The sequence below is a fragment of the Bacillus sp. FAU20 genome (genome assembly GCF_056033865.1).
In genome coordinates this window covers 19,891-32,321 of record NZ_JBVYHY010000022.1, presented here as the reverse complement: position 1 = coordinate 32,321, position 12,431 = coordinate 19,891, and the positions used below count along the sequence as shown (strand labels likewise).

12 protein-coding genes and 1 other RNA gene are annotated in these 12,431 nt (G+C 37.8%); 9 read left to right on the top strand and 4 right to left on the bottom strand.

Going from position 1 to position 12,431, the window contains the following annotated elements:
• The first annotated feature begins 21 nt into the window (after positions 1–21).
• A complete protein-coding gene (gene eno / locus AC0OM3_RS18525) occupies positions 22–1,317 on the top strand; it encodes a phosphopyruvate hydratase (protein ID WP_000103951.1) in 1,296 nt (431 codons plus the stop codon).
• A gap of 51 nt (positions 1,318–1,368) precedes the next feature.
• On the opposite strand, the gene AC0OM3_RS18520 is transcribed toward eno, so the two are convergent.
• Positions 1,369–2,319 (bottom strand): nucleoside hydrolase, encoded by a 951-nt coding sequence (locus tag AC0OM3_RS18520; RefSeq protein WP_001125063.1) that lies wholly within the window; start codon positions 2,317–2,319, stop codon positions 1,369–1,371.
• Between the two features lie 352 nt (positions 2,320–2,671).
• Between AC0OM3_RS18520 and AC0OM3_RS18515 the strand changes: the two genes are divergently transcribed.
• From AC0OM3_RS18515 to AC0OM3_RS18480, 8 genes are all read left to right on the top strand, one after another.
• On the top strand, positions 2,672–3,040 hold the full coding sequence (locus AC0OM3_RS18515) for a CidA/LrgA family holin-like protein (protein ID WP_000673222.1): 369 nt from the start codon (positions 2,672–2,674) through the stop codon (positions 3,038–3,040).
• Positions 3,037–3,729 carry an LrgB family protein gene (locus tag AC0OM3_RS18510; RefSeq protein ID WP_048563467.1) on the top strand — a complete coding sequence of 231 codons (693 nt, stop codon included), beginning with the start codon at positions 3,037–3,039 and terminating at the stop codon, positions 3,727–3,729. The genes AC0OM3_RS18515 and AC0OM3_RS18510 overlap by 4 nt, the downstream gene beginning before the upstream one ends.
• Before the next feature lie 94 nt (positions 3,730–3,823).
• A complete protein-coding gene (gene secG, locus AC0OM3_RS18505; protein ID WP_000557263.1) occupies positions 3,824–4,057 on the top strand; it encodes a preprotein translocase subunit SecG in 234 nt (77 codons plus the stop codon).
• A 161-nt stretch (positions 4,058–4,218) separates the two neighbouring features.
• Positions 4,219–4,959, top strand: coding sequence for a carboxylesterase (gene estA, locus AC0OM3_RS18500; protein ID WP_474212628.1), 741 nt, complete (start codon positions 4,219–4,221; stop codon positions 4,957–4,959).
• A gap of 142 nt (positions 4,960–5,101) precedes the next feature.
• Positions 5,102–7,528 carry a ribonuclease R gene (rnr, locus tag AC0OM3_RS18495; protein WP_459045576.1) on the top strand — a complete coding sequence of 809 codons (2,427 nt, stop codon included), beginning with the start codon at positions 5,102–5,104 and terminating at the stop codon, positions 7,526–7,528.
• Between the two features lie 249 nt (positions 7,529–7,777).
• Complete coding sequence (smpB, locus tag AC0OM3_RS18490; RefSeq protein ID WP_001123919.1) at positions 7,778–8,245, top strand: SsrA-binding protein; 468 nt, start codon at positions 7,778–7,780, stop codon at positions 8,243–8,245.
• A 126-nt stretch (positions 8,246–8,371) separates the two neighbouring features.
• Positions 8,372–8,726: a transfer-messenger RNA gene (gene ssrA / locus AC0OM3_RS18485) on the top strand.
• A 542-nt stretch (positions 8,727–9,268) separates the two neighbouring features.
• On the top strand, positions 9,269–9,493 hold the full coding sequence (locus tag AC0OM3_RS18480; RefSeq protein WP_000400421.1) for a DUF2187 family protein: 225 nt from the start codon (positions 9,269–9,271) through the stop codon (positions 9,491–9,493).
• Between the two features lie 129 nt (positions 9,494–9,622).
• Here the strand turns inward: AC0OM3_RS18480 and AC0OM3_RS18475 are convergent, their stop codons facing one another.
• Genes AC0OM3_RS18475 through AC0OM3_RS18465 form a run of 3 tightly spaced genes read right to left on the bottom strand, consistent with a single transcriptional unit; the run spans position 9,623 to position 11,751 of the window.
• Positions 9,623–9,793 (bottom strand): hypothetical protein, encoded by a 171-nt coding sequence (locus tag AC0OM3_RS18475; protein ID WP_474212625.1) that lies wholly within the window; start codon positions 9,791–9,793, stop codon positions 9,623–9,625.
• A 19-nt stretch (positions 9,794–9,812) separates the two neighbouring features.
• The gene (locus tag AC0OM3_RS18470; RefSeq protein WP_242280692.1) at positions 9,813–10,766 is read right to left on the bottom strand and encodes an alpha/beta hydrolase; all 954 of its coding nucleotides are present in this window, start codon (positions 10,764–10,766) and stop codon (positions 9,813–9,815) included.
• Positions 10,767–10,809: 43 nt separating this feature from the next.
• Positions 10,810–11,751 (bottom strand): alpha/beta hydrolase, encoded by a 942-nt coding sequence (locus AC0OM3_RS18465; protein ID WP_000797641.1) that lies wholly within the window; start codon positions 11,749–11,751, stop codon positions 10,810–10,812.
• Between the last annotated feature and the right edge of the window lie 680 nt (positions 11,752–12,431).

The window sequence follows — 12,431 nt, the reverse complement described above, 5'->3', positions numbered from 1 at the left end:
ATAAAAAGGAGAGAATTTATTATGTCAACAATTATTGATGTTTATGCTCGCGAAGTCCTTGACTCTCGTGGTAACCCAACTGTAGAAGTAGAAGTTTACACAGAAAGCGGCGCTTTCGGACGCGCTATCGTACCAAGTGGTGCATCTACTGGTGAGCACGAAGCTGTAGAATTACGTGACGGTGACAAATCTCGTTACCTTGGTAAAGGTGTTGTTAACGCAGTAAACAACGTTAACGAAATTATCGCTCCAGAAATCGCTGGTTTCGATGTAACTGACCAAGCTGGTATCGACCGCGCTATGATCGAATTAGATGGCACTCCAAACAAAGGTAAACTAGGCGCTAACGCTATCCTTGGTGTATCTATGGCAGTAGCTCACGCAGCAGCTGACTTCGTAGGTCTTCCATTATACCGTTACCTTGGTGGATTCAATGCAAAACAATTACCAACTCCAATGATGAACATCATCAACGGTGGTTCTCACGCTGATAACAACGTTGACTTCCAAGAGTTCATGATCTTACCAGTTGGTGCTCCAACATTCAAAGAATCAATCCGTATGGGTGCTGAAGTATTCCATGCACTTAAAGCTGTATTACATGACAAAGGTCTTAACACTGCAGTAGGTGACGAAGGTGGATTCGCTCCAAACCTTGGTTCTAACCGTGAAGCTTTAGAAGTAATCATCGAAGCTATTGAAAAAGCTGGTTACAAAGCTGGCGAGAACGTATTCTTAGGAATGGACGTTGCTTCTTCTGAGTTCTACAACAAAGAAACTGGTAAATATGACCTTGCAGGCGAAGGCCGTACTGGCTTAACTTCTGCAGAAATGGTTGATTTCTATGAAGAGCTTTGCAAAGACTTCCCAATCATCTCTATCGAAGATGGTTTAGACGAAAACGACTGGGATGGTCACAAATTATTAACTGAGCGTATCGGTGATAAAGTACAATTAGTTGGTGATGATTTATTCGTAACTAACACTCAAAAACTTGCTGAAGGTATCGAAAAAGGTATCTCTAACTCAATCTTAATTAAAGTTAACCAAATCGGTACTTTAACTGAGACTTTCGAAGCTATCGAAATGGCTAAACGTGCTGGTTACACAGCAGTTGTATCTCACCGTTCTGGTGAAACTGAAGATGCTACCATCGCTGACATCGCAGTTGCAACTAACGCTGGCCAAATCAAAACTGGTTCTATGAGCCGTACTGACCGTATTGCTAAGTACAACCAATTATTACGCATCGAAGACGAACTAGGCGAAATCGCTGTTTACGATGGTATCAAATCTTTCTATAACATCAAACGATAATTGTAGAAAATAAACGACAGACCGTGAGAAATCACGGTCTGTTTTTTTATGCTAAAATTGTTCACCCGTCATAAGTGACATGAAATGTTTGAAGAAGCGGTTATAGTCAAAATCAATTGCAATTTGATGAACCGGCCAATCAATAAATGGCTTCTGGTTCACTAGAGAGCGAAATTCCCCTATGCTTGCTCCTTGTGCAGAGGATTCTGTCATGACAACAATAGGTGATTTATGATACGTGAACATAGAGTTATCAAATAAAGCGAGTATTGGCATTGTGTCATGGAAGGGGCTCCCCTTTAAATGTGGTAGGGCGTCTTTATAATATCCGTAGTAATAATGATCAAATAACGGTTTGACAAGTGGAGCTTTTCCTTTTACCTCAATGTATTCTGCCATTTCTGGTGTAATGATGGAGTATTGAGTGACGTTTAATGGGTATATGTACATGTTAACTGCGGATTGAAGGACTATATTAGCGGCAGTAGGATCGCCATAAAAGTTTGCTTCGGAAATAGGGGTAACATTACCAGGATGTAAAAAGGTACCGCCCATTACGTAGTAAGATTTAATTTGTTTCATTAACTGTTTGCACATGATAAACAAAATTGCTAGGGAGGTAAGTCTTCCTAAACTCACAATGATTAATTCATCTTTATACTGTTCAATAAGAGGAATGACTTCAAAAAAATTCTCCATTTCTCCGTTAGTCACATTCACCTTTGGAATAATTGGACCGAGCCCCTGTTTCCCATGTACATCCGTAAAAAACGCAGGTGGGGCACCAGTAAGGGGACGTTCTGAACCACCGAATATCTTGATATTTCTATTCTTTGTTTCGTTATTAAAAAAATGAGCATTTTCTACGGCCGTTTTTTTTGGAACATTGCCGTAATCAGCAACGATACCGACGATTTCTATTTCATCGATAAAGAATGCTAAGAGGAGAGCCATCGTATCATCAATCCCAGGATCACAAAAAATGAGAACTTTTTTGGGCATATGTTCACCACCTATCTTGTTTATCCCGTACAAATCCGCTTGGTGAGGGCTAATAATTAATGGGGATGAGGAAAACCTCAATGATTAAAGTTTCACTTTATATATATGTAAGTTTAAGGATAAAAAGATTATTTTATTGAAATAATAGTCTTTTAAATTCAGAAAATAAAAACTTTTTATATTAGGTCAATGTTTTTGACATAATTTTTGTTTAGAAATGCAGTCATATCAAGGTTGTAAGCGTATAACATAGGCTGTTTTTGCTGTCAAGTTGATAAATTGCAGCTTTTTACAATTTATACTATGATAAAGATATTAACAGAAGATCGTATAAACATGAGGGATGATGAACATGAAATTTACAAAGATTCTTGTCCAAATTGCTGCTCTTTACGTGTTTTATATGGTTGGAACTTGGGTGCAAGAAATGTTAAATATTCCGATTCCAGGAAGTTTGATTGGAATGTTCCTCTTACTTGTTTTACTTAGCCTAAAAGTTCTTCCAGTGAAATGGTTCGATTTAGGAGCAGAAACACTCGTTGCTATTATGCCGTTTTTATTAATTCCGCCAACGCTTGGCCTAATGAATTACGGTGCTTTTTTTATGAGTAAAGGAATTTCTCTTTTCATTACAGTTGTAGCGAGTACATTTTTAATTATTATTGTCGCAGGACATACAGGACAATATCTTGCGAATAGGAAGGAAAGAGAGTCGCGATGAGCCAAATATTAATCGGAATTGGTTGGGTTCTTTTTACGGTGCTATTATATCAATTATCTAAAAAAATCTATAAATTATTTCCAACACCATTCACCATCCCAATGCTTGTAGCAACAGGATTAATGGCTTTCCTATTTATCGTGCTTGATATACCATATCAACATTATATGGAAAGTGGTGGTGGCTGGATTGCAAAGTTACTTGGACCCGGTGTTGTAGCATTTGCAATTCCTCTTTATAAACAACGTCATGTTCTGCAAAAATATATTGTACCGATTGCTGGTGGCGTATTAGTAGGTACAACAGTTGCAATCGCTAGTGATTTTGCCATTGCTTCACTTATGGGAACAGATAAAAGCTTAATCTTATCCTCTTTACCAAAATCGGTGACAATGCCAGTTGCGATGAGCGTTTCTGAACAAGTTGGTGGTGTACCTTCCTTAACAGCAGCTTTCGTTGTTATCGCGGGTATTACTGGAACCATTACAGGACCTCTTTTATTAAAATGGAGCCGTGTTACAAACTCAGTTGGTAAAGGTATCGGATTTGGATGTGCGTCTCATATTATGGGTGTTATGAGAGCGATGAAAAATAACGAACATGAAGGTGTTATTGGATCGGTAACAATGACATTAACAGCAATTTTGACATGTTTACTTGGACCGTTATTTGCAATGATGTTTATGTAATAGAAGAAAAGCGAGAGCGACTCTATAGCTCTCGCTTTTCTATAGGATTTATGCTACAGTTACAATAACTGAATCTTTGTAGGAGGTACGCCAAGTGCATACGTTATTATCAGTTTTACTTATTATTGTATCGATTTTAATGATTGTTATGGTACTTATGCAATCTAGTAATAGCTCAGGCCTTTCAGGTGCAATTTCAGGCGGTGCAGAGCAATTATTTGGTAAGCAAAAAGCACGTGGAATTGAAGCGGTATTAAACCGTATTACAATTGTTTTAGCTGTATTGTTCTTTGTATTAACAATTGCTGTTACGTACTTAAACTTATAGAATTGAAAGAAGAAGCGTTAGTAAGATGTACTAATGGTTCTTCTTTTTTTGTTTTACCATTTGAAAGATGTTTCTAATTAGATTATAGAAATATAAATATGGTACACTAGATATAGAAAGAATACGACTAGATTACAGAAGAGAAAGAGGAGAAGTACATGATGAAATTAGCATCTCCGAAACCATTTACATTTGAGGGTGGAGACCGCGCTGTTTTATTACTACATGGATTCACAGGGAACTCAGCTGATGTACGTATGTTAGGGCGTTTCTTAGAAAAGAAAGGCTATACTTGTCATGCGCCAATTTATAAAGGGCACGGTGTACCACCAGAAGAGCTTGTTCATACAGGGCCTGAAGATTGGTGGCAAGATGTAACGGAGGCATATCAGCTTTTAAAAGATAAAGGTTTTGAGAAAATTGCTGTTGTTGGATTGTCACTTGGCGGCATATTTTCTTTAAAATTAGGTTATACAGTACCTGTTTTAGGTGTGGTACCAATGTGTGCACCGATGTATATTAAGAGCGAAGAAACTATGTACCAAGGTATATTGGCATATGCCCGCGAATATAAAAAACGTGAGCAAAAATCACTAGAACAAATCGAACAAGAAATGTTGGAATTCCAAAAGACACCAATGAATACATTAAAAGCATTACAACAATTAATTGCTGACGTACGTAACAATGTGGATATGATTTATGCGCCAACATTTGTTGTACAAGCGCGTCATGATGAAATGATTAATACAGATAGTGCTAACATTATTTATAACGGTGTAGAATCTACGTTAAAAGACATTAAATGGTATGAAGACTCTACGCATGTCATTACACTTGATAAACAACGTGACGAGCTACATGAGGATGTATATAACTTCTTGGAGCAACTAGATTGGTAAGATCTAGTTGCCTCTTTTTTTCATAAGGAATTTTTTGTGAAAACTGTAAAAATCATAAGGGGAGTATTGAAGTTTCGCTTTATACATCCCCTATCTTTCGGATACACTAAATAATATAAGGTTTTAAAGGAGGTATTTTTGCTTGGAAGAAATCATACAAGAACATATTGATAAGTTGTTATTATTTATGAGAGAAGAAGCGTATAAACCGTTAACGATACAAGAGTTAGAAGAGGCATTTGGAATTGAAGGTTCTGAGGGCTTTAAAGATTTCGTAAAGGCACTTGTAACGATGGAAGAGAAGGGGCTTGTTGTTCGTACACGTAGCAACCGTTACGGTCTTCCTGAAAAGATGAATTTAGTAAGAGGTAAGTTAATTGGACATGCACGTGGCTTTGCTTTCGTTGTACCAGAAGAGAAGAAAACTGGAGACGATGATCTTTTCATCCCGCCTACAGAATTAAACGGTGCACTTCATGGCGATACAGTATTAGCACGCCTTAGTTCTCAATCAAGCGGTTCACGTCAAGAAGGTTCAATTGTACGCATTTTAGAACGTGGCACGAAAGAGCTAGTTGGTACATATACAGAATCGAAAAACTTTGGCTTTGTTATACCTGACAATAAGCGCTGGACAAGTGATATTTTCGTATTGAAAAGTGCGTCAATGGGAGCTGTAGAAGGTCATAAAGTAGTTGTGAAAATTACGAGCTACCCAGAGAATCGTTTAAGCGCAGAAGGTGAAGTTATTCAAATTCTAGGTCATAAAAATGATCCAGGAGTAGATATTTTATCTGTCATTCATAAACATCATTTACCTTTGGCATTCCCTGAGGAAGTGATGGAGCATGCAAACAGTGTACCAGAAACGATTTCAGAAGAAGATTTAAAGGATCGCCGCGATTTACGTGATCAAATGATCGTAACGATTGATGGTGCAGATGCAAAAGATTTAGATGACGCTGTTACAGTAACGAAGCTTGAGAACGGTAACTACAAGCTTGGCGTTCATATTGCGGATGTAAGTCATTACGTTCAAGAAGGTTCTCCAATTGATGTAGAAGCAGCAGAAAGAGCGACGAGTGTGTATCTTGTTGACCGTGTAATTCCGATGATTCCACATCGTCTATCTAACGGTATTTGTTCATTAAATCCGAAAGTAGACCGTCTGACATTATCTTGTGAAATGGAAATCAACAACTTAGGTGATGTTGTTAAACACGAGATTTTCCAAAGTGTGATTAAAACGACAGAGCGTATGACGTATGCTGATGTAAGAAGCATTTTAGAAGATGAGGACGAAGAGTTAATTAAGCGTTATGAGCCGCTCGTACCGATGTTTAAAGAGATGGGCCAATTGGCACAAATTTTACGTGAAAAACGTATGCGCCGTGGTGCAATTGACTTTGACTTTAAAGAAGCGAAAGTATTAGTAGATGAAGAAGGAAAACCGACAGACGTTGTTATGCGCGATCGTTCTGTATCAGAGAAGTTAATTGAAGAATTTATGCTTGTTGCGAATGAAACAGTAGCAGAGCACTTCCACTGGATGAACGTACCGTTTATGTACCGTGTCCATGAAGATCCGAAAGAAGATAAGCTTGAGCGTTTCTTCGAGTTTGTAACGAATTTCGGATATGCGGTAAAAGGACGCGCGAATGAAGTGCACCCTCGCGCGCTACAACAAATTCTTGAAATGGTTCAAGGACAGCCAGAAGAAGTAGTTATTTCAACAGTTATGCTTCGTTCTATGAAGCAAGCTCGTTACGATGCGGATAGTTTAGGACATTTCGGTTTATCAACTGAGTTCTACACACACTTCACATCACCAATTCGTCGTTACCCAGATACAATCGTTCATAGATTAATTCGTGAATACATTATTAATGGTAAAGTCGACAATGAAACACAAGCAAAATGGCGTGAAAAATTACCTCAGATTGCAGAGCATTCTTCTAATATGGAACGCCGTGCTGTTGAAGCAGAGCGTGAAACAGATGAGATGAAAAAAGCAGAGTATATGGTTGATAAGATCGGTGAAGAGTATGACGGTATGATTAGCTCTGTAACAAACTTCGGTTTATTCGTAGAGCTTCCAAATACAATTGAAGGTCTTGTACACGTTAGTTATTTAACGGATGATTACTACCGTTATGACGAGCAGCATTTCGCTATGATTGGAGAACGTACAGGAAACGTATTCCGCATCGGTGACGAAATTACAATTCGCGTTATTAACGTAAACAAAGACGAGCGTGCAATCGACTTTGAAATCGTTGGCATGAAAGGTACACCTCGCCGTAAGTTCAAAGATCGTCCAGTCGTTATCGAGCAGCCAAGAACAGGCAGAAAGAAACGTGGTGGACGTAGTGAGCGTAGCAATGAGCGCGGCGGCGAACGTGGCACAGCAAGAAAATTTGACCGTGGTGGTAAAGGAAAAGGAAGAGGATCTGCATCGGCATCCACATCCGCTAGCCAGCCAGGGAAAAAAGACGGTAACGGCAAGAAGAAAAAAGCATTCTTCGAAAACGTACCAGGATTCAAGAAGAAAAAGAAAAAGCGTAAGTAAGAAAAGGGTGGCTTCGCTTTGATCAAAAGCGGGGCCGTTTTCTTTTTTCTTCGTGGCTTGAGAGCGAGCCACTTTCGCTTTTTGTTGGAATCCAGCTACAGTGGCTAGAATGTTGGGCGGCTTCACTTCTTCCCGAGAGGCAAAGAGCGCCTCAAGGTCAGAAGCTCCATCCACCTCACATTCTGAGCGAGCCACTTTCGCTTTTTATTAACATTTGTTACAATAGTAAAAATAGAGGAGGGACGTTATATGCCAAAGGGTACAGGTAAGGTTATTGCACAAAATAAAAAAGCATTTCATGATTATTTCATCGAAGAAACATACGAAGCAGGGCTTGTCCTTCAAGGAACGGAAATTAAGTCGATTCGCGCTGGACGCGTAAACTTGAAAGATGCGTTTGCACGTGTACATAATGGTGAAGTATGGGTTCATAATATGCACATTAATACGTATGAACAAGGGAATCGTTTCAACCATGATCCACTTCGTACGAGAAAATTACTTCTTCATAAAAAAGAAATTGATAAGCTAGCGGGTGCTGCGAAAGAAACAGGTTACGCATTAGTTCCACTTAGAATTTATTTGAAAAATGGATTTGCGAAAATGGCACTTGGCTTAGCAAAAGGTAAGAAACAATACGATAAACGTCACGATTTAAAAGAGAAAGAAGCTAAACGTGAAATTGCACGCGCGTTCCGTGATCGCCAAAAGATGTAATACAGATATTTACATTTGTAAAATAGAGCACGTATGTTATAATAACTTATGTAAGATTGTTGCACATTGAAAAACAGCTCTTAGTAGCTATCACGATATTTTCTTCGTATGCTCCATTTTTATCATGGGGACGTTACGGATTCGACAGGGATAGTTCGAGCTTAGGTTGCGAGTCGAGGGGATCGGCCTCGTTAAAACGTCAAAGCCTATAATTGGCAAACAAAACAATCTTTCTTTAGCTGCTTAATTGCACTAAAGGTTCCTCCCTCCATCGTCCATGTGGTAGGGTAAGGGACTCAAACTAAGTGGACTACGCCGGAGTTCGCCGTCTGAGGACAAAGGAAGAGAACAACCAGACTAGCAACTTGGAAGCCTGTCGATAGGCCGAAGAGTTCGCGAAATGCTAATATATCGACTACACTCGTAGAAGCTTAAGTGCCGATATTTTTGGACGTGGGTTCGACTCCCACCGTCTCCACCAATACATATTTGGTGGTTTTTTTATTTTATATGATATGAACCATAATTTTGCCAGATTGGCGAGGTTATGGTTCTTTTTGTTTGTGGCAAATTTATGGTTCCAAAAATTGAATACATCTATTGATATAGGATTTGCTATAGGAGGAGCACTACATATCCAACAAGCTAAGAAATTTATTTTTAAAGGTCCATAGAAAGATAAATATGAGAACTAAGCTTATTTATTATTTAGAATAGGAAATTATAATTTCACAGTTTCAATAAGAAAAACCGCAGCAATTGCTGTGGTTTTTCTTATTAACAGGGACCAAGAACGTGTTGTAAATGCTCATAGCATTATACGTTGGGTTTTAAAAAAGGTGTTAGAGTGGTAATTTTTGAATAGATGTTTTACTTTGAGATTTATTATGTAGAACATAAATGAGTTAAACAAAAAGCCTAATAATTACTAGGCTTTTCAATTTATAAACTTGCCAAACAGTATGGAGAAGCAATAAAAGGGAAACCTAATCAATAATTAATGATGATTCAAGGAGGGACAAAATGGAGCATAAAACAAAGGTAACAATTGGAGATTACGTTCAATTTTCATATCGTAAAAATCCTAATTTACAATTAACGGGATATGTAGTAAGTGTTCTACAGAATACAATTGTTGTAGATATTACAGAGATAATGGGAATTGAAGTAGATGATGTTAGGCAAGTAGTAAAACATGGTTGTTATAATAAGGTGGTTCATAAGCTAATAAAAAATAATGTTTCATAAAAAGTGCTCCTTGATTTAGCTAGGAGCACTTTTTATGATGAATTACTAATATTTTTGTTTTGGGACAAGATTATGTTTTTTTCTGCTTATGGTGTAGCTTTAGAATAAAGTTTGATTAAAAAATATTCTTCAATTCTTATTTAACAGCAAATACAAAAACTCCATTTTCCAATCAACTTCATTTGATGTTGGATTCCCAATACAAGCTTCTGTAATCTCATTCGCAGAAGCTTGTATTATTGCGATCATCAATCCTTGAATAGAGTAGCTTTGGGAAATAAATAGATAGTAGTAAATCAATTTTTTATTACACTTACCTTTAAATTTCTGTTTTTTGTAATGCTTGCTTTAATGCACCAATATATTCTTCCTCAGCTCTTTGACTAATTTCAGCATTAGGCACTATCAATTCGAATCCATGGTAGCCACCAGGATAAACATGAAATTCTGTTGGTACTCCAGCTTGCATTAATCTATTTGCATATTCAATTGTTTCGTCGCGGAATAGGTCTATTTCACCCACCATTGTATACGTTGGTGGAAGTCCTGTAAGGTCAGTCGCACGAGCTGGAGCAGCGTATGGGGATACCTCTTCACCATAAACTGAACCTAAATACATTTTCCAGCCAGAGATGTTAGCTTTTCTGTTCCATAATTTTGAATCCGTTATCTCAAAAGCAGAAGGTTTTATATTACGATCATCAATCATTGGGCATAGCGGCATTTGGAATATGATTGAAGGTCCTTTTCTATCTCTTGCTAAAAGAGCAAGGGCTGCTGTAAGTCCACCGCCTGCACTCATTCCGGCAATTGCAATTCGAGAAGAATCGATACTAAGATCTTCCGAATTATTAGAAACCCACTGTAAAGCTGCATAGCAGTCCTCAAGTGGTGCAGGGAATGGATATTCTGGTGCTAATCTATAGTCAACCGAAACCACTATACAGTTGGCTTCCAATACGAACTTTTCACAAAGTTTGTCATCCATTTCGGGTGATCCCACTTGGTAGCCACCACCGTGTATCCAAAGAACCCCAGGTAAAGCTTCTGTTTTTTTAGTTGGCTCATAAATGCGAACTCTAACTTCAGGCGCTCTTTCAGGACCAGGTATAAATCGATTAGATACGGTAACTTTATCATTCGATGATAAAACTGTTGCAGTAAAAGATTCTTTAGCCCATTTTCTATATTGTTGGAAATTTTCCGGGCTATTATCTACTTCTGGTAATACAGAAAACATTTCTCTTAATTCTGGATGAACTCTATTCTTCACTATAAATCCTCCTTTATTTTGAAATCTTTTGTCGCTACCCTAGTTACTTTTTTGCGAAACCAGTCTTCACTGCTCGTACATAATCATTCCAAGCATGAGTAGATATATCAGCATCTGAAGGTAACATTTCAAACCCATGATAAGCTCCAGGGTATAAATGGAACTCAACATCAACACCAGCTTCTGCAAGTTTCGTTACATAGGTTAATGTTTCACTACGGAATGCGTCTAATTGACCAACACATGTGTAGGTGCGTGGTAAATTACGATAGTCTTCTGCTCGAGCAGCCGCTGCATAAGCAGGAATATGATCCGTTCCATGTAATTTTCCTAAATACATTTTCCATCCAGCTTCATTTGTCTTTTGATTCCAAGTAAATCCTTCTTTAATTTCATTCGCAGAAGGCGTATTATTACGATCATCAATCATTGGATAAAGTGGCATTTGGAAACAAATAGAAGGATATTGTCGATCACGAGCTAATAACGTTAATGCTGCTGTTAGTCCGCCACCAGCGCTCGCTCCTGCAACCCCAATTCGATTTGAATCAATATTTAAAGCCTCGGCGTTATCCGCCATCCATTTTAATGCTGCATAACAATCTTCAATTGGAGCTGGATAAGGATGTTCAGGAGCTAAACGGTAATCTACATTAACGACCATACAGTTTGCTTCTTTTGCAAATCTCACACAAAGGATATCATTCTCATCTGCAGCGCCTAAGATATAACCGCCACCATGTATCCATAACAGGGCAGGTAAGGATTGATCATTTGATTTTGGACGATAAATTTTTAATCGCAATGGATTCGCATCAGGCCCCTCAATGATTTCCTCTGTTATCGAAAGTGATTCATCACCAGTAATATCTGGTAAGATTAGTGCGGCTTGTTCTCTCATTGCTGGCAAGTTCTCTGGACGTAACTCAAAATCTGGAATCATTTCTAACGCTGGTAATAACTTTGGATGTACTCGATTCTTCATTTTAAAAGCTCCTTTTTACAGTATTTTTTCTGAAAGGTGAAATATTATTTTAAGCAATTCAATTGTGGCGAAATTATCAAAATTAAAATATAGCCTAGCTATGTTTAGTAATTTATCATAGGCATTAGAGGGAAACGATAATCAAAAATGTGTATATGTTTCAAAATGAGACAAAAGCCTCAAATTGGTTCATTTCTCAATAAACTTCTAACGATATGTAGAAAATATAAACAGTACCAAAATCAGTAATCAAATTCATTCATGACTCTTGTCTTTATACACATATTTTAGCTCATGTTTCCCTTTTCGAGCTTATTGAAAAATTACCTAATGAGGGACGAAGGGTATGCCCAAAAGTTAAAATCTCATACTCTCCCCAGAACGAAATTTTTTTGCATTTTGCTCATGTTTATTGTTTTGGGGTAACTCGTTCTTTTAGTTTGATGGCGATAGGGTAAGCCTCTTATGTAAAAGCATCTTTTATTTATTTTATAAACAAGCTTGCAAGCATTACTGCTGTATCAAGCTGATAAAATAAGTAATATAAAAAATACAAAATTGCTGTAGCCTATTAGTTTAGATGTTAATGCTCAGCAACAATCTCTTGTGTTATCACATACACTACACACGTGGATTGCACAGTGGGGATATGTCGAGTCCATACATAGAAGCCTATAGTT